Origin of the sequence: Pseudomonas sp. Tri1 (genome assembly GCF_017968885.1) — a bacterium.
GTDB lineage: Bacteria > Pseudomonadota > Gammaproteobacteria > Pseudomonadales > Pseudomonadaceae > Aquipseudomonas.
Genome location: NZ_CP072913.1, coordinates 2,328,779 through 2,354,710 on the forward strand (window position 1 = coordinate 2,328,779; position 25,932 = coordinate 2,354,710).

At 61.0% G+C, this 25,932-nt stretch carries 18 protein-coding genes and 2 pseudogenes; 10 read left to right on the top strand and 10 right to left on the bottom strand.

Annotated features, from left to right (window positions below; genetic code table 11):
* Positions 1-180: 180 nt before the first annotated feature.
* Together J9870_RS10385 and J9870_RS10390 are read right to left on the bottom strand one after the other, a co-directional pair.
* A complete protein-coding gene (locus tag J9870_RS10385; protein ID WP_210643806.1) occupies positions 181-1,002 on the bottom strand; it encodes an aldo/keto reductase in 822 nt (273 codons plus the stop codon).
* A gap of 161 nt (positions 1,003-1,163) precedes the next feature.
* Positions 1,164-2,315 (bottom strand): aldose epimerase family protein, encoded by a 1,152-nt coding sequence (locus J9870_RS10390; protein WP_210643807.1) that lies wholly within the window; start codon positions 2,313-2,315, stop codon positions 1,164-1,166.
* A gap of 321 nt (positions 2,316-2,636) precedes the next feature.
* Here J9870_RS10390 and J9870_RS10395 point away from each other — a divergent pair.
* The 3 genes and pseudogenes from J9870_RS10395 to J9870_RS10405 all read left to right on the top strand — a co-directional run bounded on the left by J9870_RS10395 (position 2,637) and on the right by J9870_RS10405 (position 5,083).
* Positions 2,637-3,340, top strand: a pseudogene (locus J9870_RS10395) (hypothetical protein).
* Between the two features lie 112 nt (positions 3,341-3,452).
* Complete coding sequence (locus J9870_RS10400) at positions 3,453-4,238, top strand: sulfite exporter TauE/SafE family protein (RefSeq protein WP_210643808.1); 786 nt, start codon at positions 3,453-3,455, stop codon at positions 4,236-4,238.
* Positions 4,239-4,537: 299 nt separating this feature from the next.
* The gene (locus J9870_RS10405; protein WP_210643809.1) at positions 4,538-5,083 is read left to right on the top strand and encodes a DUF4174 domain-containing protein; all 546 of its coding nucleotides are present in this window, start codon (positions 4,538-4,540) and stop codon (positions 5,081-5,083) included.
* A gap of 156 nt (positions 5,084-5,239) precedes the next feature.
* Here J9870_RS10405 and ampC read toward each other — a convergent pair whose 3' ends face one another.
* Positions 5,240-6,388: a class C beta-lactamase gene (gene ampC / locus J9870_RS10410; RefSeq protein ID WP_210643810.1), complete on the bottom strand. Its 1,149-nt coding sequence runs from the start codon at positions 6,386-6,388 to the stop codon at positions 5,240-5,242.
* 267 nt (positions 6,389-6,655) lie between these two features.
* Between ampC and J9870_RS10415 the strand changes: the two genes are divergently transcribed.
* Positions 6,656-7,534: a Dyp-type peroxidase gene (locus J9870_RS10415; protein WP_210643811.1), complete on the top strand. Its 879-nt coding sequence runs from the start codon at positions 6,656-6,658 to the stop codon at positions 7,532-7,534.
* 79 nt (positions 7,535-7,613) lie between these two features.
* On the top strand, positions 7,614-8,360 hold the full coding sequence (locus J9870_RS10420; RefSeq protein WP_210643812.1) for an SDR family oxidoreductase: 747 nt from the start codon (positions 7,614-7,616) through the stop codon (positions 8,358-8,360).
* A gap of 64 nt (positions 8,361-8,424) precedes the next feature.
* Here the strand turns inward: J9870_RS10420 and mapR are convergent, their stop codons facing one another.
* From mapR to J9870_RS10435, 3 genes are all read right to left on the bottom strand, one after another.
* Positions 8,425-9,834 (bottom strand): GntR family transcriptional regulator MpaR, encoded by a 1,410-nt coding sequence (gene mapR, locus J9870_RS10425; protein ID WP_210643813.1) that lies wholly within the window; start codon positions 9,832-9,834, stop codon positions 8,425-8,427.
* A 153-nt stretch (positions 9,835-9,987) separates the two neighbouring features.
* On the bottom strand, positions 9,988-11,400 hold the full coding sequence (ccoG, locus tag J9870_RS10430; RefSeq protein WP_210643814.1) for a cytochrome c oxidase accessory protein CcoG: 1,413 nt from the start codon (positions 11,398-11,400) through the stop codon (positions 9,988-9,990).
* Positions 11,401-11,604: 204 nt separating this feature from the next.
* On the bottom strand, positions 11,605-11,841 hold the full coding sequence (locus J9870_RS10435; protein WP_210643815.1) for a DUF3203 family protein: 237 nt from the start codon (positions 11,839-11,841) through the stop codon (positions 11,605-11,607).
* 136 nt (positions 11,842-11,977) lie between these two features.
* Between J9870_RS10435 and J9870_RS10440 the strand changes: the two genes are divergently transcribed.
* Positions 11,978-12,478: an MgtC/SapB family protein gene (locus J9870_RS10440; RefSeq protein WP_210643816.1), complete on the top strand. Its 501-nt coding sequence runs from the start codon at positions 11,978-11,980 to the stop codon at positions 12,476-12,478.
* A 159-nt stretch (positions 12,479-12,637) separates the two neighbouring features.
* Here J9870_RS10440 and J9870_RS10445 read toward each other — a convergent pair whose 3' ends face one another.
* Positions 12,638-12,802 carry a hypothetical protein gene (locus J9870_RS10445; RefSeq protein WP_210643817.1) on the bottom strand — a complete coding sequence of 55 codons (165 nt, stop codon included), beginning with the start codon at positions 12,800-12,802 and terminating at the stop codon, positions 12,638-12,640.
* A 209-nt stretch (positions 12,803-13,011) separates the two neighbouring features.
* Here J9870_RS10445 and J9870_RS10450 point away from each other — a divergent pair, with 209 nt between their 5' ends.
* From J9870_RS10450 to glgB, 3 genes are all read left to right on the top strand, one after another.
* The gene (locus tag J9870_RS10450; protein WP_210643818.1) at positions 13,012-15,009 is read left to right on the top strand and encodes an alpha-1,4-glucan--maltose-1-phosphate maltosyltransferase; all 1,998 of its coding nucleotides are present in this window, start codon (positions 13,012-13,014) and stop codon (positions 15,007-15,009) included.
* 195 nt (positions 15,010-15,204) lie between these two features.
* On the top strand, positions 15,205-18,549 hold the full coding sequence (gene treS, locus J9870_RS10455; protein ID WP_210643819.1) for a maltose alpha-D-glucosyltransferase: 3,345 nt from the start codon (positions 15,205-15,207) through the stop codon (positions 18,547-18,549).
* 11 nt (positions 18,550-18,560) lie between these two features.
* Complete coding sequence (glgB, locus tag J9870_RS10460) at positions 18,561-20,795, top strand: 1,4-alpha-glucan branching protein GlgB (RefSeq protein WP_210643820.1); 2,235 nt, start codon at positions 18,561-18,563, stop codon at positions 20,793-20,795.
* A gap of 185 nt (positions 20,796-20,980) precedes the next feature.
* On the opposite strand, the gene gudD is transcribed toward glgB, so the two are convergent.
* A complete protein-coding gene (gene gudD / locus J9870_RS10465; protein WP_210643821.1) occupies positions 20,981-22,324 on the bottom strand; it encodes a glucarate dehydratase in 1,344 nt (447 codons plus the stop codon).
* Positions 22,325-22,352: 28 nt separating this feature from the next.
* Positions 22,353-23,699, bottom strand: a complete 1,347-nt coding sequence (locus J9870_RS10470) for an MFS transporter (RefSeq protein WP_210643822.1) — start codon at positions 23,697-23,699, stop codon at positions 22,353-22,355.
* Positions 23,700-24,036: 337 nt separating this feature from the next.
* Here J9870_RS10470 and J9870_RS10475 point away from each other — a divergent pair, with 337 nt between their 5' ends.
* Positions 24,037-24,747: a FadR/GntR family transcriptional regulator gene (locus J9870_RS10475; protein WP_210643823.1), complete on the top strand. Its 711-nt coding sequence runs from the start codon at positions 24,037-24,039 to the stop codon at positions 24,745-24,747.
* A gap of 138 nt (positions 24,748-24,885) precedes the next feature.
* Here the strand turns inward: J9870_RS10475 and J9870_RS29730 are convergent.
* A pseudogene (locus tag J9870_RS29730) lies at positions 24,886-25,536 on the bottom strand (hypothetical protein); the annotation flags it as partial.
* Between the last annotated feature and the right edge of the window lie 396 nt (positions 25,537-25,932).

Below are 25,932 nucleotides of genomic sequence, written 5' to 3' on the forward strand. Positions count from 1 at the left end.
GTGAATTCCAGGATCGATCGTTCCCACGCTCCTGCGTGGGAATGTCGCCAGGGACGCTCCGCGTTCCGCTTCTGGAAAGTGACGCAGAGCGTCACGGGATGCATTCCCACGCAGAGCGTGGGAACGATCAAATGGGGTTGTTCTGAACCGACAGGTCGGGGTGAATCCCTGGATTGGGTGTCAGACCATCGCCAGCCGCTGCTTGCCCTGAGGCTGCGGAAACATCAGGTCCAACGCCGCCAGATCCTGTGGTTCAAGCGTCAGGTTCGCCGCTTCGGCATTCAAGCGCACATGTTCAGGCTGCACGGCCTTGGGAATCGCAACCACGTTATCCTGGCGCAACAGCCAGGCCAGGGCGATTTGCGCCGGTGTGGCGTGATGGCGTTCGGCTATTTGTCCCAGGGTGTGATCCTTGAGCAGGTGCCCGCCCTGGCCGACCGGGCAGTAAGCCATGACTGGCATGCGCTGTTTCTGGCACCAGGGCAGCAGGTCGAATTCGATACCGCGTTCTTGCAGGTTGTATAGCACCTGGTTGGTCGCGCAGGTCGGCGCGGCCAGTTCTTCAAGGTCCGCCACGTCGAAGTTCGATACGCCCCAACGGCCAATCTTGCCTTCTTCGCGCAGACGCTCGAAGGCTTCGACGGTTTCCGCCAGCGGGTACTGGCCGCGCCAATGCAGCAGGTAAAGGTCGATGTAATCGGTGTCGAGCCGGCGCAGACTGCGTTCGCACGCCAGGGGAATGCCTTTGCGACTGGCGTTGTGGGGGTAGACCTTGCTCACCAGGAAAACCTGATCCCGCAGGCCGGTGATCGCCTCGCCAACAACGGTCTCGGCACCCCCCTCGGCATACATTTCCGCCGTGTCGATCAGGGTCATGCCCAGCTCGATGCCCAAGCGCAAGGCTGCAACTTCTTTCTTGTGATGGGATGGTTCTTCCCCCATGCGCCAGGTGCCTTGGCCAATCACTGGTACGGACACCCCGGCCAATTCCAGAGTCCTCATGCCTACCTCCTGTTTTTTCAGACCGATAATGCTGTGGCAGCAGGATAGACCAGGTGTTCACCTAATGATCATTCCCACGCTCCGCGTGGGAATGCCGCTCGGGCAGCTCCGCTTCCCAAAAGCGTAACGCGGAGCATGGGAACGATCAGTCGACGGGAAGGTTATTTGGCCGAGAACTTCAACACCATGGTCTGGGTGTAGGTCTGGCCTGGATCAAGTCGCGTCGAGGGGAAGTTCGGCTGGTTGGGCGAATCGGGGTAGTGCTGGGTTTCCAGGGTAAACGCACCCCAATGCGGGTAGACCTTGCCTTGCTTGCCCTTGACCGTGCCATCGAGGAAGTTGCTGGTGTAGAACTGCACGCCAGGCTCGCTGGTATAGAGCTGCAGGCGTCGTCCGGACTCCGTGTCATACACCTCGGCAGCCAGTTTTTTCACGTCGCCCTTGGCGTCCAGCGCCCAGTTGAAATCGAAGCCGCCCTGTTTCGGTTCGGCGAATTTGAGTTGTGGATGATCAGCCTTGATATGCGTGCCGATGGCGGTGGGTTGGGTGAAATCCATCGGCGTGCCGGCCACGGGGGCCAACTCGCCGGTGGGGATGAGCTTGCCGGTGACCGGTGTGTAATGGGCCGCGTGCAGGGTCGCGATCTGCTCGAGTATGTCGCCATTGCCGGCGCCGGCCAGGTTGAAATAGCTGTGGTTGGTCAGGTTCAGCACCGTGGGTTTGTCGGTGGTGGCCTTGTAGTCGATACGCAACTCATTCTGTTCATTGAGGCTGTAGGTGACGTCAGTCTTCAATGCACCGGGAAAGCCCATCTCGCCATCTGGCGACAGGTAGGTCAGGGTGACGCCGACCGAGTCCTTGCCATCATGGGGTTCGGCCTTCCATACGCGCTTGTCGAAGCCTTGTGGCCCGCCGTGCAGGGAATTGCCATGGTCATTTTGCGGCACCTGGTAACGCTTGCCATCGAGCTCGAATGCACCGTCGGCCAGGCGATTGCCGAAGCGGCCGATGGTCGCGCCGAAATACACGCTGCCGTTCTTCTGGTAACCCTGCACATCGTCGAAACCGAGCACGATATCGGCGACCTTGCCGTTTTTATCCGGCACGCTCAACGACTGGAGGATACCGCCGTAAGTGATGACGGTGGCCTCCATGCCGTGGCTGTTGCGCAGCACAAATTTTTCCACCGCCGTGCCGTCGCTGGTCTTGCCGAACGCACCGCGTTCGTTGGTCAGGCCGGCAGCCTGGGAAGCCGAGGTGGCGATCATCAGAGACACTCCGAGGGCCGTGAGCAGATGTCTGGATTCAAGCATGGTATGACCTTCCTTCCTGTTGTTTTGTTGTTGTTTTTAACGCGGGTCGAGTCAGTTGTTGGTCGGACTGCGATGAAGGCTTTTCTGTTCAGTAGTCTTTCTATTTAAAGGTGGAGAAGGGATTTATAGCCATAAACGGAGAATTATCAATTAAAAAGTAATACTAATTAGGTGTGGCGAGTCTATCCCGGGCCAGAGGTTTTTGGCCGGACACTGCACTTTTGCGGTTTTTGCTGCTCTATCCATGGCCTGGAAGCGACGATTCCCATCGCTTCCCCATGCCCAGACCGAGACTCGATGGCCGGTGCTTTTTATTCCGTGATGATGTTGAGACGTCGCTGTGCCGCGCTGTTGGTCGGCGGGTTGATGCTGTTCAGCGGCGGTTGCAGCCACCAGCAGGGGCAGGACATGGTCACTCAGTTCAGTAACGCCAGGCCCCAGGAATTCCTGCAAACCAGCGTCGACCGCATGGCCACGTTGTCGATGCGCGACAATCTGCAAAGCCTTTACCTGCTGATGAGCAAGCTGTACCTGCGCAACCCGCAGGAACTGCGCAAGTCAGGCTTTCTCGACGCCCGCACCGCCGAGAAGCAGGTGCGCCTGGCCATCGAGCAGCAACAGCCGTTGCCCTGGCCGCCCTGAGCTATGCCATGAGCCCGGAGTTCCTCGGCGATCGGGTTGGCGCGTTCATTTATGCCATCGGCAGCATGCTGGTCACGGCCCATGGCAATCGCCTTGAGTTCTACATGACCGATGCCATCGACCCGCGCTTTGTCAACAACGCGGCACGTAATATCGAAAAGGCCACTTGGCTGCTGAGCCAGCGGCAGAACAAGGACGGCCAGCCGTTGCTGTTTTCCAACGAGATCTCGGAGGAGGGCAGCAACCTGAGTTTCGCCGTGGAGTTCGGGAAAATCGTCGCACGCCTGGACCTGTTGACCCAGATGCTGGACGAGCGCTACCGGCGGATCGGGCTCAATTACGCCCAGAGCCTGCTGTTCCTCAACTTCCTGCCGGTTCAGTGAAGCAATGGTTAAAAAAAGGAATAAAGATAGATCACATCGATATAGGGGGTTATAAGAAAAATCGCTATGCTCGCGGCCAGATTTTCCACGTGGTCGCGCTGAGACGGGTTTAATGGATTTCGGTAATGTCGGTTTGGTCGTAGCAGGCTTGGTGGTCGGTTTTATCGTCGGGATGACCGGCGTGGGCGGCGGTTCGCTGATGACCCCCATCCTGTTGTGGTTTGGTATCAACCCTGCGACTGCGGTAGGTACGGACCTGCTGTACGCTGCCATCACCAAATCCGGCGGTGTCCTGGTTCACGCCAGGAACCGCAACATCGACTGGGCCATCACTGGCTGGCTGACCTTGGGCAGTGTGCCAGCGGTCGGATTGACGCTGTGGTTTCTCAGCAGCCTGCACAGTTCGCCCGACGCCATGAACGCGGTGATCAAGCAAGCCTTGGGCGTTGTGTTGTTCGTCACCGCCCTGGCGATCCTGTTCAAGAAGCGCCTGCTGCAATTCGCCCATGACCGCGCAGGCGGTCACTACAACCCCACCGGTTCGCGACTCAACGTGCTCACGGTCATCACCGGCCTCGTGCTCGGTACCATGGTCGCGTTGACCTCCATCGGCGCCGGCGCCTTGGGCACTGTCGCGCTGTTCATCCTCTATCCGTTCCTGGTCACCAAGCGCCTGGTGGGCACCGAAATCGCCCACGCCGTGCCGCTGACCCTGGTCGCAGGCCTGGGTCATGCGAGCATGGGCAACATGGACTGGCACATCCTTGGTTTCCTGCTGGTAGGTTCGTTGCCAGGGATCTACCTGGGCAGTCATTTGTCTGGGCGCATCTCCGACGAGTTGCTGCGTCCGTGCCTGGCGGTGATGCTGGCGATGATCGGGTTCAAGTTGGCATTCTGAGTTCCAAGCTTGAAAATGAATATGTGAGTTCTCACCGATCCAATGTGGGAGCGAGCTTGCTCGCGATAGCGATGAGTCAGCTAAATTGATGTCGACTTGTAAATCGTCATCGCGAGCAAGCTCGCTCCCACAATAGTCCCCGCCAACTCTCGCACCGAAATTGCTCCTTCTTTTCTAGTGGTTGCGCAATGAACCCTCTAGCCTAAGCTTCAAGGCAGGCAGGCGTAGTATCGGGCGAGTCGCGGAACAATCGCCGCCATGCGCAATCAGTACAGCGTAGATATCAATAGGAGAGGCGCATGCTCATTCGGTCGTTGACCTTCGCTACCTTGCTGGCTGTCGCCGGCCCCCTGTTCGCCGCTGATGGTGATTCACCTCTGGTGGCGGAAACCGGCAAGACCCGACCCCTGATCGTCATTGCCCCCAGCACTGTCGACCCAGCGTGGGTCAGCCTGAAAAAAGCGTTGGATGAGCCGGCAGGCAAGCAGGGTTTTTCCGAGCGCAACATGGTGCTCTACACCGTCCTCAACACCATGGGCCAGCGCGATGGCAAAGACCTCGACCCGCAAAGCACCATGGCGTTGATCCGTTCCCTCAGGTTGGGAGCCGGCGCCCAGACCAAGATCATCCTGGTAGGTAAGGACGGGGAAAAGAAGCTTGAGCATTCCGGGGCTATCGAACTGAAAGACCTGTTTGACACCGTCGATAAACTGCCAGCAGCCGAAAAAGAAGCGACACCTCCAGCGCCTCCTGCGCCAGAGCCTGCACCGGCCAAGGATGCGAAGGGCGCCAAGGCTGGCAAGGCAGCCAAGCCATCGGCTGCGCCGCCGCCGCTGGATGATTGAGCCAAGGCCCCCTCTGTGGCGAGGGATTTAGCGAAACGTCATACCGCCGCGTTGGGCTGCGAAGCAGCCTCCAGCATTGCGGTATGCCGACGGAACAGGCGAGTGCTGCGCACTCGAGCGAGGCTAAATCCCCCGCCACAATTGATCCCCAGCGAGTTATTGGCCATCCAGCGCCGTCAGGATCCGGTGCGCGGCTTTCACCCGTTCCTCGATCGGATAGTTCTTGTTCGCCAGCAACACAATCCCCATGTTCTTGCCGGGCACGAACGCGACATAGGCGCCAAAGCCGCGGGTCGATCCGGTCTTGTTGATCCAGGCGTCGTCCGGTGCGGGCCGTGGCGGATCGAGAGGTTCTACTGTGTTGGGTTCCATGGCCATTTGTGTCGAGTTGCCGGCCAGTAATTGCTCCAAAGTGAGAGGGTAAGGGTAGAACTCCCAACCTAGGCCCTGGGTCATCCCGCCTACGGTGTAGAACCCGGTGTGGGTCGTGGCGATGGCTTGGTGCAGATCGGCGTCCAGTTTTTCAGGCCGCAGGTTGGCCTCGACGAAACGAATCAGATCAGATGAGCTGGTTTTCACCCCGTAAGCCTCGGAGTCCATCGCGCCGGGCCCGACCCGGACAGCTTCGCCGTCCTTTGCGTAGCCCAGGGCGTATCGGCTCTGTTGGTCCTTCGGCACCCGCACATAACTGTGCTTGAGGCCCAACTTTGGCATTAGCATGTGTTCCATCAGCTCATCGAATGGCTGGCCCAGGCTGCGGGCTGCCAGATAGCCGAACAAGCCGATGCTCGGGTTTGAATAAAGTCGATGGGTGCCGGCCGGGTAGAGCGGTTTCCAGGTCTTGTAATAACTGAGCATCCGGTCTGGATGGTCCGCGTCCTCGGGAAACTGCAAAGGCAGGCCACCCGGGGTATAGGTGGCGAGGTTGAGCAGGCTGATGCCCTCGAAGGCGCTCCCGCGCAGCTCGGGGGCGAAGCGACTGGCCGGGTCTGACAGGGACAGTTTGCCCTGGGCCTGGGCATAGGCCCCGAGCGTCGCGGTGAAGGTCTTGCTGATCGAGCCGATTTCGAAGAGGGTCTGGTCGGTGACCGGTTTTTTCGTGTCCTTGGAGGCCACGCCGTAGTTGAAGAAATGGCGTTGGCCGTTGTAGGTGACCGCCACGGCCATGCCGGTGATGTCCTGTTGTTTCATCAAGGGCTGGATCGCGGCATTGACCGTGACCTCCAGGCTGTCCTGGGCCAAGGCCGGCGTGAGGCTACAGCCTAGAAAGAAAGTACCCGCGAGTATCGATTTGGCGATGTGCATGTCTGACCGCTCTCCATGGATGGTTCCAGCCGCTCTGCATCCGGCAGTTCTTGGCGCCTGGGGCACCTGAGGGGAGCTCAATCTAGGGAGTTTTCTGTGGCCTGGCAATTGGCTGCGGTCCGTTCCAGGTCAGGTTCCGAGTCATCCGACTGGGGCGCCGGAGAGTTCCTACGAAAATCTTTGGCTGTCGGGCATTCGACGTCGCTTGGCAAACCACACAAACCCATGGCCGCCGGGTAAACTTGCGTTCTTTCTAAAGGAGTTCACATGAGTTACTACCAGTCCGGCATTCTCGCCACCCCTGTTCCGCCTCAGGCCCGTCATTTGTTTTTTGCCTTGGAATCGGTCGAGGCGTTGCCGGCTGCGATAGACAGGCTCCTGTTGCTGTTGAATGACCGGGCCGTGATTGGCTTCGGCGAATCGTTGGTCCAGGCGCTGGGCGCACAGGTCGAAGGCCTGCGGGCGTTTCCGGCGCTGGCCGGCGTCGGCGTGGACAATCCCTCGACCCAGCACGCGCTGTGGTGCTGGTTGCACGGCGAGGACCGTGGCGAGCTGTTGCACCGCAGCCGCGCCATCGAGGCGGCACTGGCCCCGGCGTTGCACCTGGTGCAGATGAACGAAACCTTTCGCCACATGACCGGCCATGACCTGACGGGTTATGAAGATGGCACCGAAAACCCTCACGACGAAGCAGCTATCGCCGCGGCCCTGGCCCAAGGCGTTGATGGCGTGCGTGGCGGCAGTTTCGCCGCGATCCAGCAGTGGCAACACGACCTGGACGGTTTCGCTGCGATGCAACCCCACGAACGCGACAACATCATGGGCCGACGCCTGAGTGACAATGAAGAAATCGACGATGCGCCCGAGTCGGCCCACGTCAAACGCACGGCTCAGGAAAGCTTCGCGCCGCAAGCTTTCGTCGTGCGCCGCTCCATGCCGTGGATCGAAGGCGATCGCGCCGGCCTGATGTTCCTGGCGTTTGGTTTCTCCCTCGACGCTTTTGAAGCGCAACTGCGGCGCATGAGCGGCCTGGAGGACGGCATCACCGACGGCCTGTATCGCATGAGCCGGCCGATCACCGGCGGTTATTACTGGTGCCCGCCGCTGCTGGATGGGCGCCTGGATCTGCGCGCCCTGGCCCGATAAGCGCAACGGTTTGTGCAAAGCGTGACGTGAACGCTATTCTTGGGAGCGCACGTCTATCCGTGGAACGGGGGAAGCAAACGTGGATAAAGTCATCGTCATCACCGGTGGCGGCCGCGGAATCGGGGCGGCCACGGCGCTGTTGGCCGCTGAGCTGGGTTACCGGATCTGCATCAACTACCAGTCCGATGAAAGCGCCGCGCAGGAGGTGCTTGAGCATGTCCGGGCCAAGGGGGCGCAGGCGATTGCTGTGCGCGCCGACGTGAGCATCGAAGACGAAGTGATCGCGCTGTTCCACCGGGTGGACACCGAACTGGGTCGCGTCACGGCGCTGGTGAATAACGCCGGTACGGTCGCTCAGAAGTCCCGACTCGATGAAATGTCCGAATTCCGTATCCTCAAGATCATGAAGACCAATGTGCTGGGGCCGATTCTTTGCGCCAAGCACGCGGTCCTGCGCATGTCGCCTCGACATGGCGGGCAGGGCGGCAGCATCGTCAACGTCTCGTCGGTGGCTGCTCGCCTGGGGGCCCCGGGTGAATACGTCGATTACGCGGCGTCCAAGGGCGCGCTGGATACCTTCACCATCGGCTTGTCCAAGGAAGTGGCCGGCGAAGGCATCCGCGTCAATGCGGTGCGTCCTGGCTACATCTACACCGACTTTCATGCCCTGAGTGGCGACCCGGATCGGGTCAGCAAACTGGAATCGGCGATTCCCATGGCCCGGGGCGGTCGTCCGGACGAGGTGGCCGAAGCGATCATCTGGCTGCTGTCGGACAAGGCTTCGTATGCGACCGGGACGTTTGTGGATTTGGGTGGCGGGCGCTGAGCCTCGAAATGTAGGTTGTCTGTTCTGCCGCCATCGCGAGCAGGCAATAACAGACACTCCATTATCAAAACGATCGAATGATCCGCCCCAACGTCTCCATGGCCTTTTCCGATGCCTCGGTCCACGGGCTGCCGTAATTCAAGCGGATGCAATTCCTGAAACGCCGGGTCGGTGAAAAGATCGGTCCCGGGGCGATGCTGATGCCCTGGGCCAAGGCCATCTGGAACAGCTTCAGCGAATCCATCTGCTCAGGCAGTTCCAGCCACAGGAAGTAACCGCCCGCCGGTTGGCTGACGCGGGTCTGGGGTGGGAAATAGCGGGCGATGGCGGCGAGCATCGCGCTTTGCTGTTCTTCCAGGGCGTAGCGCAGTTTGCGCAGATGACGGTCGTAGCCGCCGTGTTGCAGGTAGTCGGCGATGGCGGCCTGGGCCGGCATCGAGGCGCACAGCGACGTCATGAGTTTGAGCCGTTCGATCTTCTGCGCATAGCGCCCGGCGGCGACCCAGCCGATGCGATAGCCCGGCGCCAGGCTCTTGGCAAATGACCCGCAATGCATCACCAGCCCTTCGGTGTCGAACGCCTTGGCGGGCTTGGGTGCCTGTTGGCCGTAATAGAGCTCGGCGTAGACGTCGTCCTCGATCAGTGGCACCTGATGATGGCGCAGTAGTTCAACCAGTGCCCGTTTGCGCTCCTCGGGCATGGTCGCGCCCATGGGGTTCTGGAAGCTGGTCATGCACCAGCAGGCCTTGATCGGGTGGCGTTCCAATGTCTGTGCCAACACGTCCAGATCGATGCCGTCGCGCGGGTGAACGGGGATTTCCACGGCCTTGAGCTTGAGTCGTTCCAGTACTTGCAGGCTGGCGTAGAACGCTGGCGCTTCGATCGCCACTAGGTCGCCGGGCTCGGTCACGGCTTGCAGGCACAGGTTCAAGGCTTCCAGGGCACCGTTGGTGACCAGCAGTTCCTCCATGGGCAGCATCAGCCCGCCGACCATGTAGCGCAGGGCGATCTGCCGGCGCAATTGCGGGTTGCCCGGCGACATGTCCGTGACCACCACGCGTGGGTCCATGTCCCGTGTGGCGCTGGACAGCGAGCGGGACAGCCGCTGCAGCGGAAACAGCATCGGGCTGGGGAATGCCGAGCCGAACGGTACGGTGGTCGGATCCTTGATCGATTCCAGCACTGAAAATACCAGTTCGCTGACATCGACTTCCGTGGATTCGTGCACCTGGCTGCTGATGGCCGGCTCGGAAAACGGGCTGGGCGCATGGGTGTTGACGAAGTAGCCCGAGCGCGGCCGGGCACGGATCAGGCCTCGACGCTCCAGCAGGTAATAGGCCTGGAACACCGTGGACGGGCTGACGCCGTAGGTCTGGCTGGCATAACGCACCGACGGCACGCGCTGCCCCGGCCCCAGCATGCCGGAGCGGATCAGTTCAGCGATGTCGTCGGCGAATTTTTCGTAGCGTTTCATAGCGGGCCCAGCCTTGAGTGACACATGGTTTGCGCTTTTAAACTGTGGGAGCGAGCTTGTTCGCGATGGCGTTGGCACATCCAGCATTGAGCAAGCTGACCCACCGCTATCGCGAGCAAGCTCGTTCTCACAAGTGCTCGGCATCTTAAAGCTTCACCGGTTCATTGGTGCGACAAAACGGCTCTTGGCCTTGCTGTAGATACTCGGCTCGTCACTGTCGGCCACCTTGAAGGTCATTTCCCGGGAGCCGCGTTCAGGTCGTTCGCTGAGCATTGCCACCGACACCGGCACATCGACGATTTCCCCCGGCGCCAGGCTCAGTTGCGTCTTGCCTTGCAGGACGAAGCCATCGCCGTCCACCAGGGACAGCTGGTAATCCTGACGCTGTTGGGTCTTGTTGATGATTTTCAGGCTATAGATGTTCTCGATCTGGCCTGCGCTGTTTTCGCGGAACAGTCCACGGTCCTTGCTCACGTCCAGGGACACCATGGGGCGCTCCACCAGCGCCAGGGCCAGTGCGCCGATCATCACCACCAGCACGGCGGTATAGCCCACCAGCCGAGGCCGCAGCAGGTGCGTCTTGCCGCCCTGCAACTGGTGTTCGGAGGTGTATTTGATCAGCCCGCGGGCGTAGCCCATCTTGTCCATGATCGAATCGCAGGCGTCGATGCACGCTGCGCAGCCGATGCATTCCATTTGCAGGCCATCGCGAATGTCGATGCCGGTGGGGCAGACCTGCACGCACATCTGGCAGTCGATGCAATCGCCCAGGCCAATATTGGCCGGATTCACATCGCGTTTGCGCGGGCCGCGGATCTCGCCGCGGGCGCTGTCATAGGAAATGGTCAGCGTGTCCTTGTCGAACATCACGCTCTGGAACCGTGCGTAGGGGCACATGTGCATGCACACCGCTTCGCGCAGCCAGCCGGCATTGAGGTAGGTGGCTGCAGTAAAGAAGAGTACCCAGAACAGGCTGACGCCGGCCATTTGCAAGGTCAGCAGCTCTTCGGCCAGTGGCCGGATCGGTGTGAAGTAGCCGACGAAGGTCAGGCCGGTAAGCAGGCTGATGGCCAGCCATAACGTGTGCTTGGCTGAGCGGCGCAGCAGTTTGTTCAGGCCCCAGGGCGCCGCTTGCAGCTTGATCCGCTGGTTGCGTTCGCCTTCGGTGATTTTCTCGCACCACATGAAGATCCAGGTCCAGGAGCTTTGCGGGCAGGTATAGCCGCACCACACGCGCCCGGCGAACACGGTGATGGCGAACAGGCCGAAGGCGGCGATGATCAGCAAGGCCGACAGCAGGATGAAATCCTGGGGCCAGAAGGTCGCGCCAAAGATGTGGAATTTGCTTTCGGAAAGGTCCCAGAGCACTGCCTGCCGGCCACCCCAGTTCAGCCAGACTGTGCCGAAAAACAGCAGGAACAGAACGCCCGCACCGCTCATGCGCAAGGTGCGAAACAATCCGGTGAAGCTGCGGGTGTGGATCAGGTTGTCGGTGGTCCGGGCCTTGATCTTCTGCGGCGAGGGTTCGAAGGTCTGTATCAACTGGACGGGGATTCTATCGCTCATGGTCGGTCGCTCATCAGCCTCTATCTGGCCGGCGCACTATGACCATGGAACTGTTTGCATAACAGACTCAGGTGTTTTGATAAAAACCGGATCAGATGCCAGAAAGCCCCGGCCCTGCGACACTTTGATGCACTCGGGGATAGGCGAACAAGCCTTTGTGGCGAGGGGCAAGCGCCCTCACCACGGATATCCGTGAGAGTAGATTCAGATCACCGAGCCGCTGTCAGTGGCCTTGAGATTCTGGCGCTCGTCACTCGCCCCGGCCACAGTCAAGGCATCGACTTCGGCCTCGGTGAGGTAGATCCGTTCGCCGTTGACATCCACGGCAGACATGGCTTTGTCCGAATCAGTGATCACGGTCAGTTGCCGAGCAGGGCACTGTTGCGAGCCGTCGGCGGTCTCGAAGTGGCAGATTTGGTTGGCATCGATACGCAGTGTCATGGTTGCACTTCCTTCTGAATGTCCTGAACGTTAGGCGTCGCCCCATCGCCAGGGTTCGTCGCGGCTGATCAGCGGTCAAGCGCACCTCTGTCGCCGCTTGCGGTCCATCGTTTATCGACTGAAAAGAGGACGACTCATGGAAGCCTGGTGGCATGAAGTCTGGATGACCCTGCAAGCGGAATTCGCCGACATCACCGATGCCCAGCAGATGACCAGGGTCACGGTGCGCTTGCTGATGGCGGCGCTGCTGGGGGGCATCCTGGGTTTCGAGCGCGAACACAAGGGCAAGGCTGCTGGCGTGCGTACCCACATGCTCGTGGCCCTGGGGGCTGCGTTGTTCGTGCTGGTGCCGCAAATGTCCGGCTCCCAGGCCGACGCCATGAGCCGGGTGATCCAAGGCGTTGTCGCCGGCATCGGTTTTCTCGGTGCCGGCACGATCCTGAAAAACAATGACGGCGACGAAAGCCATGTCAAAGGCCTGACCACCGCCGCCGGTCTGTGGATGACCGCCGCCATCGGCGTCGCTGCCGGGCTGGGCCGGGAGGCGACGGCGGTGCTGAGTACGATACTGGCGCTGGTGATCTTCAGTGTGATGCCGGTGATCGTCCGGGCACTGGAGAGGCAAGACAAGCCGTGACCTGGCTTTCAGACAAAACGCAGGCACCTGTGGGAGCGAGCTTGCTCGCGATGGCGGTTTGTCTGCCAACGTCTATACAGACTGATCCAACGCTATCGCGAGCAAGCTCGCCCCCACAGGTTTTTTGCCATTCGGATCCTTTATTTCTACGCTGTTGGATCAAACCCGCTCCGGCAGCGGCTCGCTCGGCGGATCGCCCAACGGCGGCTGTGGATCGAGCGGCGGGTCTTTCTTCGGAATCGGTTCCGGATCAGGGCCGGGCGGTGGCAAGGTGGGGTCGTCGATGTTCGGATCGGGTGTTTCGGCCGGGATGGGAATATTCATCGGGACGGGTCTCCGTGACGCACATGGCTTGAGTCGTGCTTATTGTTGTTGACCACCTTGCGCCGGGTTCGATCCCCGGAGCATCGGGGCAAATCCCTCTGAACTTTTAACCGCTGATTCGGTTCGGAGTTTAAGTGAGTTTTTTCAGGGACCCGTTGGGCCTTTACCGCCACAAGCGCGTCCATGGGGCGTAAAAGGAGTGATGCTCGATGACTGCTGAACACCCGACTGACTTGGCCTATAACCCGCATCTGCCGTTGTCCCAGGCCCTGTTGTTGCCGCGTATCGCGATTGAAAGCACCATGCCGGTGATCGACGGCGGGCAATTCGCGGCCAAGGCCGTGGCCGGGCAGGACGTGACGGTGACCAGCAAAGTGTTCGCCGATGGTCATGACAAACTGGCCGTACGCATTCGTTGGCATGCGCTGGACGATGAGGTATGGAACAGCGAGGTCATGACTGACCTGGGCAATAACGGTTGGCAAGGTCAGATCCACGTGCCGAAACAGGGCCGCTATGGGTTTTGCATCGAAGCCTGGATCGATCAGTTCGCCAGTTTTTGCTATGAGCTGGAAAAAAAGTTTGGCGCCGGGGTGCCCATCAGCCTGGAGCTGCAGGAAGGGCGCACCCAGGTGCAAATGGCCGCCGAGCGCAGCGAAGGTGAACTGAAGGAGCAATTGAGCGCGTTGCACCATGAACTTTCCGGCCTGTTGCCGGCCGAGCAGGTGGCGCTGTTCCTGGCACCGCGCAGCGCCAATCTGATGTCCCTGGCCGATCATCGGCCCTACTTGAGCATCAGCCCCGAATACCCACTGGATGTGGAGCGTGAGCTGGCCGAGTTTGCCAGTTGGTACGAACTGTTCCCGCGCTCGATCACTGATGATCCCGCCCGCCACGGCACCTTCAACGATGTGCATTCACGCCTGGCGGTGATCCAGGACATGGGCTTCGACGTGTTGTACTTCCCGCCGATCCACCCCATCGGTCGCAGTTTCCGCAAAGGCCCGAACAATTCCCTTACCGCCGGCCCCGACGATCCGGGCAGCCCTTATGCTATCGGCAGCGAGGAGGGCGGGCACGAGGCGATTCACCCACAATTGGGGTCGCGTGAAGACTTCCGGCGCCTGGTAGCGGCAGCGGCTGACCATGGCCTGGAGATCGCCCTCGACTTCGCCATCCAGTGTTCCCAGGACCATCCATGGCTCAAGCAGCATCCGGGCTGGTTCAGCTGGCGGCCAGACGGCACGATCAAGTACGCGGAAAACCCACCGAAGAAATACCAGGACATCGTCAACGTCGACTTCTATGCGGCGGATGCGATTCCCAGCCTGTGGCTGGAGCTGCGGGACATCGTGGTGGGCTGGGTGAATGAGGGCGTGAAGATATTCCGTGTCGACAACCCCCACACCAAGCCGTTGCCGTTCTGGCAGTGGTTGATCGCCGATGTGCGGGCCCAGCACCCCGAAGTGATTTTCCTCGCTGAGGCCTTCACCACTCCGGCAATGATGGCGCGTCTGGGCAAGGTCGGTTATTCCCAGAGCTACACCTATTTCACCTGGCGCAACAGCAAAGCCGAACTGGCGACCTATTTCACCGAGCTTAACGAGTCGCCCTGGCGCGAATGCTACCGGCCGAATTTTTTCGTCAACACGCCAGACATCAACCCGGCCTTTCTCCATGAGTCAGGGCGCGCCGGCTTTCTGATCCGCGCGGCGCTGGCGACCATGGGTTCGGGTCTGTGGGGCATGTATTCGGGCTTCGAGCTGTGCGAGTCGGCCCCGGTGCCGGGCAAGGAGGAATACCTCGACTCGGAGAAGTACGAAATCCGCCCGCGGGACTTCACGGCGCCGGGCAACATCATTGCCGAAATCGCCCAGCTCAACCGCATCCGGCGGCAGAACCCAGCGTTGCATACGCACTTGGGCCTGAAGGTCTACAACGCCTGGAACGACAATATTCTCTATTTCGGCAAGCGCACGCCCGACGGCAGCAATTTCATTCTGGTGGCGGTGAGTCTCGATCCACACCAGCCGCAGGAAGCCAATTTCGAACTACCGCTGTGGGAGATGGGCTTGCCGGACGACGCCCAGACCGAGGGCGAGGATTTGATGAGCGGCCATCGCTGGACCTGGTATGGCAAGTATCAGTTCATGCGCATTGACCCGGCGAACCAGCCGTTTGGGATTTGGCGGATCAGCGTGGCGTGACGCAGCGAGATTTCGAGTGAGGGACGCTGTGTGGAGGGAGCTTGCTCCCGCTCGGCTGCGAAGCAGTCGTGTTTTCGGGGGGCGCTTCGCGTCCCAGCGGGAGCAAGCTCCCTCGCCACCAAAAATCCTGCTCACATAAAAAGACCTCACAAGCCTGTATCCCCGCGGCTTTATTGAATTCATCAGGAGTTGCAAATGGCGAAGAAACCCCGGTCTGCCACCTTTATCAAAGACCCGCTCTGGTACAAGGATGCGGTGATTTATCAGGTACACGTAAAATCCTATTTCGACTCCAATAACGACGGGATCGGTGACTTTCCCGGGCTGATCGAGAAACTCGACTACATCGCCGATCTGGGCGTCAACACCATCTGGCTGCTGCCGTTCTATCCCTCGCCCAGGCGCGACGATGGTTACGATATCGCCGAATACCGTGGCGTCAGCCCCGACTACGGCACCATGGCCGATGCGCGGCGCTTCATTGCCGAAGCCCACAAGCGCAACCTGCGGGTGATCACCGAGCTGGTCATCAACCATACCTCGGACCAGCATCCCTGGTTCCAACGCGCGCGCAAGGCCAAGCCGGGTTCGAAGGCGCGGGATTTCTACGTGTGGTCCGACGACGACCACAAGTACGATGGCACGCGGATCATTTTCCTCGACACCGAAAAATCCAACTGGACCTGGGACCCGGTGGCCGGTCAGTATTTCTGGCACCGTTTCTACTCCCACCAGCCCGACCTCAATTTCGATAATCCGCAGGTCATCAAGGCCGTGCTGTCGGTGATGCGCTACTGGCTGGACATGGGCATCGACGGCCTGCGCCTGGACGCCATTCCGTACCTGATCGAGCGCGACGGCACCAACAACGAAAACCTGCCTGAGACCCACGACGTCCTCAAGCAGATCCGTGCCGAGATCGACGCCAACTACCCCGACCGCATGTTGCTGGCCGAAGCCAACCAGTGGCCGGAAGACACCCAGCTGTATTTCGGCGATGTCGATGCCCAGGGTATGAACGGTGACGAATGTCACATGGCGTTCCACTTCCCGCTGATGCCGCGCATGTACATGGCGCTGGCCCAGGAAGACCGTTTCCCCATCACCGATATCTTGCGTCAGACCCCGGAGATCCCGGCCAATTGCCAGTGGGCGATTTTTCTGCGCAACCACGATGAGCTGACCCTGGAAATGGTCACCGACAAGGAGCGCGACTACCTGTGGAACTACTACGCGGCCGACCGTCGGGCACGGATCAACCTGGGGATTCGCCGGCGCCTGGCGCCGCTGATGGAGCGCGATCGTCGCCGCGTGGAATTGCTCAACAGCCTGCTGCTGTCGATGCCTGGCACGCCGACCTTGTACTACGGCGATGAAATCGGCATGGGCGACAACATCTATCTGGGCGACCGCGATGGCGTACGCACGCCGATGCAGTGGTCCATCGACCGCAATGGCGGCTTCTCCCGGGCTGACCCGGCCAGCCTGGTGCTGCCGCCGATCATGGATCCGCAATACGGCTACCAGTCGGTCAACGTCGAGACCCAGGCCGGTGACCCGCATTCGCTGCTCAACTGGACCCGGCGAATGCTGGCGGTGCGCAAGCAGTCCAAGGCCTTCGGTCGGGGCACGCTGAAGATGCTTTCGCCGAGCAATCGCCGGATCCTGGCCTACACCCGTGAATACACCGGTGCCGATGGCAAGCACGAAATCATCCTGTGCGTGGCCAACGTGTCCCGCAGCGCCCAGGCCGCCGAGCTGGACCTGTCGGCCTACGCCGGCATGGTCCCGGTGGAGATGCTTGGCGGTAATGCCTTCCCGCCCATCGGCCAGCTGAATTTCCTGCTGACCCTGCCACCGTATGGCTTCTATTGGTTTGCCCTGGCGGCCGAAAACCAGATGCCGAGCTGGCACGTTGAACCGGCCCAGAGCCTGCCGGACTTCACCACCCTGGTGCTGAAGAAACGCCTGGAAGAGTTGCTCGAAGCACCGTCGCGCACCACCCTGGAGCAGACCATCCTGCCAAGCTGGCTGCAGAATCGTCGCTGGTTCGCCGGCAAGGACAGCGCGATCGAGAAGGTCAACATTGTCTATGGCGTGCGCTTCGGTGACCCGCAGCATCCGGTGCTGCTCAGCGAAATCGACGTCACCAGCGCTGGCCAGACCCTGCGCTATCAGCTGCCGTTCGGCCTGCTGCCTGAAGATCAGGTGGGCGCGGCGTTGCCACAGCAATTGGCATTGTCTCGCGTGCGTCGGGTTCGCCAGGTCGGTTTGATCACTGATGCGTTCAGCTTGGAACATTTCATACGGGCCGTGCTGCAAGGCATGCAGGCCGGCACGGTGCTGCCATGCACCGAAGGCGAATTGCGTTTCGAGCCCACCGAAGGCTTGACCGCGTTGAACCTGGGGGCCGAACCAGAGGTTCGCTACCTGTCCGCCGAACAGTCCAACAGTTCGGTAGTGGTCGGCGGTAGCCTGGTGCTCAAGCTGATCCGCAAAGTCGCCTCGGGCGTGCATCCGGAACTGGAAATGAGCGCCTATCTGACGGCGGCAGGCTTCAGCAATATCTCGCCGCTGCTGGGTTCGGTGATCCGTCGCGACGCCCAGGGCGAGGATGCGCTGCTGATGATTGCCCAGGGCTACCTGAGCAATCAGGGCGATGCCTGGGAATGGACCCAGAACAACCTTGAGCGCGCCTTGCGCGACGAGTTGGCCGATGCTGTTTCCGAGCAGGAGCAGCACTACAACGCCTTGGGCGAGCTGAAGGATTTCGCCGGCATGCTTGGCCAGCGCCTGGGGGAAATGCATCAGGTGCTGGCCCAGGCCAACGACGATCCGGACTTCGCTCCCCAGGCCACCAATGCCAAGGAGGCCCAGGCCATTGGCAAGGACGTGGCCGCGCAGGTGGAAAACGCCTTGCGTCTGCTCAAGCAGAACCAGGGCCAGTTGAACCCGGCGGACCAGGCCATGGTCGCACGTTTGCTGGAGCACAAGAAAACCGTCCTGGCCCACATCCAGGAGTTGGCCGGCAAGGCAGCCGGTGGTTTGCGTATCCGCGTCCACGGCGACCTGCATTTGGGGCAGGTGCTGGTGATCAAGGGCGACGCCTATTTGATCGACTTCGAAGGCGAGCCGGCGCGGCCGCTGCATGAGCGTCGAGGCAAGCACAGCCCGTACAAGGACGTCAGCGGTGTGTTGCGCTCCTTCGATTACGCGGCGGCCATGGCGATCCATTTGAACACCGTCGACAGCACCGCCGATGCCGATGCGGCGCGGCAACGGGTGGCCGATCGTTATTTAAAAGAGGCCCGCGAGGCATTTGTCCAGGCATATCGACTGGCGGCAGCTAGTCTTGCTCATGAATGGAAGGATGCTGAAGGCGAAAACGCTGCGCTGGCGTTGTTCGGCCTGGAGAAGGCGGCCTATGAAGTGGCCTATGAAGCCGAGAATCGCCCCGCCTGGCTGCCCGTGCCCTTGCACGGTCTGTACGGGTTATTGAGTGGGCTGAAACCCTTTTCCGACTTAGCCGGACCGATTTAGTGGAGAGAATCATGAGTGTCTCGAACAAAGAATCCCAGGGGCAGGCCAAAGAGTCATTGCTGCCGGCGCCCCATGACATCGACGCGCTGGTGCGCGCCGAACATCACGATCCGTTTTCTATCCTCGGCCCCCACGATGATGGGGCCGGCGGGCAGTTCATCCGCGCATACCTGCCCGGTGCCTTGAGTGTGCATGTGCTCGCCCGCGATGGCGGTGAAGAGCTGGGTGAACTGCAAGCCACCCAAACCCCGGGCCTGTTCGTCGGCCATTTCGACCGTGCCCAGGCGTATCTGTTGCGCACCCGTTGGGCCGGCGGTGAGCAAGTAGCGGAGGACCCGTACAGTTTCGGGCCACTGCTGGGGGAAATGGACCTTTATCTGTTCGGCGAGGGTAATCACCGCGACCTCAGTTCCTGCCTTGGTGCGCAACTGACCACCGTCGATGGTATCGACGGCGTGCGCTTCGCCGTGTGGGCGCCGAATGCCCGACGCGTCTCAGTGGTTGGCGATTTCAACGTCTGGGACGGGCGCCGGCATCCGATGCGCATCCGCTATCCGTCCGGCGTTTGGGAGCTGTTCATTCCGCGGCTTGGCGCGGGTGAAGGCTACAAATATGAAATCCTCGGTGCCCACGGCATCTTGCCGCTCAAGGCCGACCCGGTGGCCCTGGCCACGCAAATGCCGCCAGACACGGCGTCGAAAGTCGCCTCGCCCTTGAAGATCGAGTGGCAGGACGATGAGTGGATGCAGCAGCGTCGCGAGCGCCAGCTCCCTGGCGCGCCGCTGTCGATCTACGAATTGCACGCCGGCTCCTGGCAGTGCGAAATCGACGAGGCGGGGGAGGTGGCCCGGCAGTACAACTGGCATGAAATGGCCGAGCGGCTGATTCCCTATGTCAGGGATCTGGGTTTCACTCACATCGAACTGATGCCGATCATGGAACACCCGTTCGGCGGTTCCTGGGGCTATCAGCCGTTGTCGCAGTTCGCCCCGACGGCGCGTTTCGGCTCTCCCGACGACTTTGCCGCGTTCGTCAACGCCTGTCACCAGGCCAACATTGGCGTGATCCTCGACTGGGTGCCGGCGCATTTCCCCACCGACGCCCACGGCCTGGCGCAGTTCGACGGCACCGCGCTGTACGAATACGGCAATCCGCTGGAAGGGTTTCACCAGGACTGGGACACACTGATCTACAACCTGGGACGTACCGAAGTTCACGGCTTCATGTTGGCTTCGGCGCTGCACTGGTTGAAGCATTTCCATATCGACGGCCTGCGTGTGGATGCCGTGGCTTCGATGTTGTACCGCGACTATTCGCGCAAGGCGGGCGAGTGGGTGCCCAATCGCCACGGCGGGCGCGAGAACCTGGAAGCCATCGATTTCCTGCGACACCTCAACGACGTGGTGGCGCTGGAGACCCCTGGCGCGTTGGTCATTGCCGAAGAGTCCACGGCCTGGCCGGGCGTCAGCCAGAGCACGCAACAAGGCGGCCTGGGCTTCGCCTATAAATGGAACATGGGCTGGATGCATGATTCGCTGCACTACATCCAGCAGGACCCGGTGTACCGCGCCCACCACCACAATGAATTGAGTTTTGGCCTGATGTACGCCTGGTCCGAGCGGTTTGTCCTGCCGATTTCCCATGACGAGGTGGTTCACGGCAAACGCTCGCTGATCGACAAGATGCCGGGTGATCGCTGGCAGAAATTCGCCAACCTGCGGGCTTACCTCAGCTTCATGTGGGGGCATCCGGGCAAGAAGCTGCTGTTCATGGGCTGCGAGTTCGGCCAGTGGCGCGAGTGGAACCACGATCAGCAACTGGATTGGTACCTGCTGCAATACCCTGAGCACCGTGGGGTACAGCGATTGGTGAGCGACCTGAACCGGCTCTATCGCGAAGAGCCGGCGCTGCATGATCAGGACGACGCGCCCCAGGGCTTCCAGTGGCTGATTGGCGATGATGCGGTCAACAGCGTCTATGCCTGGCTGCGCTGGAGCAAGGAAGGCCGGCCGGTGCTGGTGGTGGCCAACTTCACTCCGGTGCCGCGTGAGGCGTACCGGGTTGGCGTGCCGTTCGCCGGACGTTGGGTGGAACTGCTCAATAGCGATGCCGACACCTACGCCGGTTCCAACTACGGCAATGGCGGCGGTGCCTCCACCGAAGAAGTCCCCAGCCATGGGCAGAACCTGTCGCTGGAACTCAATCTGCCGCCGTTGGCGGTGTTGATCCTGCGACCGGAGGGCTAGCTCACGCCGCCCCTTGTGGGAGCAGGCTCGCTCCCACAAGGGGTCGTGGGTGACTTCAAGCTCAAGGACGTGATCGACCAAATGTGGGAGCGAGCTTGCTCGCGATAGCGGGGCACCAGTCGATATCGATGTGACTGGTCCACCGCAATCGCGAGCAAGCTCGCTCCCACAGGTTTTTGCAATTGTCAGCGCACCAGGCACGGCCGCTTGTTGTTGAACGTCCAGCCCGGAATCAGGTACTGCATCGCCACCGCATCGTCCCGCGCCCCTAGCCCCATGCCTTTGTACAGCTCATGGGCCTTGGCCAGTTGATCCGTGTCCAGCTCAATCCCCAGCCCCGGTTTTTTCGGCACCTGCACGCAACCGCCCTGGATCTGCAAGGGTGCCTTGGTCAACCGCTGGCCGTCCTGCCAGATCCAGTGAGTGTCGATGGCCGTGATGTCGCCGGGTGCGGCGGCGGCCACGTGGGTGAACATCGCCAGGGAAATGTCGAAGTGGTTGTTGGAATGCGAACCCCAGGTCAGGCCCCATTCATTGCACATCTGCGCCACCCGCACCGAACCCTGCATGGTCCAGAAATGCGGATCGGCCAAGGGGATGTCCACTGACTGCAAAGTGATGGCGTGGCCCATCTCGCGCCAGTCGGTGGCGATCATGTTGGTGGCAGTCTTGAGGCCGGTGGCGCGGCGGAACTCGGCCATGACCTCGCGACCGGAATAGCCGTTCTCGGCGCCGCAAGGGTCTTCGGCATAAGCCAACACCTTGTGCTGGTCGCGGCACAAGCGGACCGCTTCCTTGAGAGACCATGCGCCGTTCGGGTCCAGGGTGATGCGCGCCTGGGGAAAGCGCTCGGCCAGTGCGGTGACCGCCTCGATCTCCGCATCGCCCTGGAGCACGCCGCCCTTGAGCTTGAAGTCCTGGAAGCCGTAGCGCGAATGGGCGGCTTCGGCCAGGCGCACCACGGCGTCGGCGTCCAGGGCCTTTTCGTGGCGGATGCGGAACCAGTCGTTGTCGGCGTCCGGCTCGCTGCGGTAGGCCAGGTCGGTCTGCTGGCGATCACCGACATAAAACAGATAACCGAGCATCTTCACTTCATCGCGCTGCTGACCTTCGCCGAGCAGGGCCGCGACTGGTACATCCAGGTGTTGGCCAAGCAGGTCCAGCAACGCCGCTTCCAGGCCGGTCACCGCGTGGATGGTGATGCGCAGGTCGAAGGTCTGCAGGCCACGGCCGCCGGCATCGCGGTCAGCGAACGCCTGGCGTACCGTGTTGAGGATTTTCTGGTACGTGCCGATGGGGCTGCCGACCACCAGCGAGCGGGCGTCTTCCAGGGTCTGGCGAATGCGCTCGCCACCGGGGACTTCGCCCACGCCGGTGTGCCCGGCGTTGTCCTTGAGGATAACGATGTTGCGGGTGAAGAACGGGCCGTGGGCGCCGCTGAGGTTCAGCAGCATGCCGTCATGGCCGGCCACGGGCACGATCTGCATGCTGGTGATGATCGGGGCTTTGCTGGTTTCTGAGAGGCTCATCTGTACTTATCCTTGAACAATCGAATGATCAGACGTGGCTGGCGGCCGGATCGGCTGAGGTTGTCACGGTTTTGGGCTTGGGCGTATTGCGCGCGGCAAACACAATGATCGCGGCAATGATCGAGGTGGCCGCCAGGCCATAGAGGCCACCCTGGATCGAGCCGGTGTGCTCTTCCAGCAGGCCGAAGGTGGTGGGGGCGACGAAGCCACCAAGGTTGCCCACCGAGTTGATCAACGCAATCACCCCAGCGGCGATCCGCGCGTCCAGGTAGGCCTGGGGGATCGGCCAGAACAGCGACGACGCCGACTTGAAGCCCAGGGCCGCGAAACAGATGGCGACGAAGGCGAAGATCGGCCCGCCGGTGGTGGACATGAACATCCCGGCCGCAGCGATCAACAGGGCAGTGGCCACCCAGGCCTGTTGGAATTTCCATTTGGCCGACAGCGAGGCGAAGGCGTACATGCCGACAATCGACAGCAGCCAGGGGATCGAGTTGAACAGCCCGACTTGGATATCGCTGAGCTCGCCCATCTTCTTGATGATGCTCGGCAGCCAGAACGTGGCGGCGTAGATCGTCAGCTGGATGAAGAAATAGATCAGGCAAAACAGGATGATCTGGCGATCCTTGAGCAACTGACCAATGGACAGCTTTACCGGTGTGGCGGCTTCACGGGCCCGCTGTTCATCGTCAATGGTCTTGACCAGCGCGTCCTGTTCCTCACGGCTCAGCCATTTGGCGTCGTGGGGCTTGGAGTCCAGCCAGAACCAGACGAAGACGCACAGGCAGACGGAGAACATCCCTTCGATGAAGTACATCCACTGCCAGCCGTGCATGCCCAGGCCGTTGATTTGCAGCAGCAACCCCGACAGCGGTCCGGAGATCAACGACGCAATGGCCGAGCCACTGAGGAAAATGGCGATGGCTTTGCCGCGTTCAACCCCCGGTAACCAGCGGGTGAAGTAATAAATCACCCCTGGGAAGAACCCGGCTTCGGCCACCCCCAGCAGGAAGCGCAGGATGTAGAAGTGGGTTTCGTTCTGGATGAACGCCATGCCGGCTGCAACCAGGCCCCAGGTGAGCATGATGCGGGTGAGCCAGATACGTGCACCGATTTTCTGCAGCAGGATGTTGGAGGGGACTTCGAACAACGCGTAGCCGATGAAGAACAGGCCGGCACCCAGGCCGTACGCGGCTGCGCCGATGCCCAGGTCGTGCTCCATATGGGCGCGCACGAAGCCGATGTTCACGCGGTCGATGTAGTTGACGATAAACATGATGACGAACAGCGGCAGGATGTGGCGCTTGACCTTGGATATGGCCGACAGCAGCACGGGATCCGCGCCGGCATTCGCCTTGAGGCTGGATGTGTTCACTGGTTTTTCTCCCACTCGTTATTTTTATGCGGGGCATCGTGCAGGTGCCGATGTTGATAGACATCATACAACTTGATTTTTTTGAGTGACAAGACTTTTTTGAGCGCGATTGGATGGGCGGTTAGGCTTTATTGCACTGTGTTTATGGGGTGGTGTGGGTATATGTGAGGACGCGGAGGGAAAGTGGTGCGGCAGGTAGCGAGTCTGTCATGGCGTTGATATTCGAGATAAATCGCCAAAAGCGGTGTGTTGTCATACAAGTTGAGTGTTCAGTAATGCTCACTCTCAAGCCTGCTGATGGTAGGATCGATCAGCCTGTTTTCGAGGAGCCCTGGCGATGCAAGACACCGAAGCGCCGCTGCGCAAACGTACCCATAACCTGGCCCATGACTTGGTGGCGAAGCTGAGCCAGAGCATCTTGCTGGGGCAGTTGAAACCTGGGGAAAAGCTGCCATCGGAAGGTGCCATTGTGCGTGAGCATGGCGTCAGTCGGACGGTGGTGCGCGAGGCGATTTCCAAGTTGCAGGCGTCTGGACTGGTGGAGACCCGTCACGGCATCGGCACCTTTGTGCTGGAGCAAACCGGCGAGCCGGGGTTACGGCTCAATGTCGATACCGCGGCGGGGGTGCGGGGCATCCTGGAACTGCGCCTGGGCCTGGAAACCCAGGCGGCTGCGTTGGCGGCTCAGCGCCGTAGTGAGCGTCATTTGCAGCAGATGCGTCAGGCGCTGGATGACTATCAGCACTCATACAGCAATAACGACAGCTGCGTCGAAGCCGACCGGCGTTTCCATCTGCTCATCGCCGAAGCCACGGACAACACCTGTTTTGTCGAAATCATGCAGCACCTGGGCAGTGCGATGATCCCCAGGACCCGGGTGAACGTGGCCGAACGCGGCCAGGCGGACCTCGGGAAACTGGCGCAACTGGCCAATCTGGAGCATGAGGCGATCTTCAACGCCATCAAGCGCCAAGACCCGGACGCCGCCCGCGCCGCCATGTGGCTGCACCTGACCAACAGCCGCGACCGGTTTGGCGCGGGGGCCTGAGGGCTCATCGTCGCCTGACCTGTCGCTATCGCGAGCAGGCTCGCTCCCACAATGGATCGATGGTGTTCTCCGATTTTGTACCCAACCCAGTCCCCTGTGGGAGCGAGCTTGATCTGTGGTGGACGCCGCATCTGTGAACACCCCCATCCCCTGTGGGAGCGAGCTTGCTCGCGATGGCGGCGTCACATTCAACATCGATGCAAGCTGACCCACCGCCTTCGCGAGCAAGCTCGCTCCCACACTTGATCTGTGGTGGACGCCGCATCTGTGAACACCCCCATCCCCTGTGGGAGCGAGCTTGCTCGCGATGGCGGCGTCACATTCAACATCGATGCAAGCTGACCCACCGCCTTCGCGAGCAAGCTCGCTCCCACACTTGATCTGTGGTGGACGCCGCATCTGTGAACACCCCCATCCCCTGTGGGAGCGAGCTTGCTCGCGATGGCGGCGTCACATTCAACATCGATGCAAGCTGACCCACCGCCTTCGCGAGCAGGCTCGCTCCCACACTTGATCTGTGGTGGACGCCGCATCTGTGAACACCCCCATCCCCTGTGGGAGCGAGCTTGCTCGCGATGGCGGCGTCACATTCAACATCGATGCAAGCTGACCCACCGCCTTCGCGAGCAAGCTCGCTCCCAGACTTGATCTGTGGTGGACGCCGCATCTGTGAACACCCCCATCCCCTGTGGGAGCGAGCTTGCTCGCGATGGCGGCGTCACATTCAACATCGATGCAAGCTGACCCACCGCCTTCGCGAGCAAGCTCGCTCCCACACTTGATCTGTGGTGGACGCCGCATCTGTGAACACCCCCATCCCCTGTGGGAGCGAGCCTGCGCGCGATGACGGCGTTACATTCAACATCGATGCAAGCTGACCCACCGCCTTCGCGAGCAGGCTCGCTCCCACACTTGATCTGTGGTGGACGCCGCATCTGTGAACACCCCCATCCCCTGTGGGAGCGAGCCTGCTCGCGATGGCGGCGTCACATTCAACATCGATGCAAGCTGACCCACCGCCTTCGCGAGCAAGCTCGCTCCCACACGTGATCTGTGGTGGACGCCGCATCTGTGAACACCCCCATCCCCTGTGGGAGCGAGCTTGCTCGCGATGAGGCCGGCAGGCCATGCTCAAAACCGGCAGGCAAAAAAAACCGGCGCAACCCAGGTTGCGCCGGTGGTGTT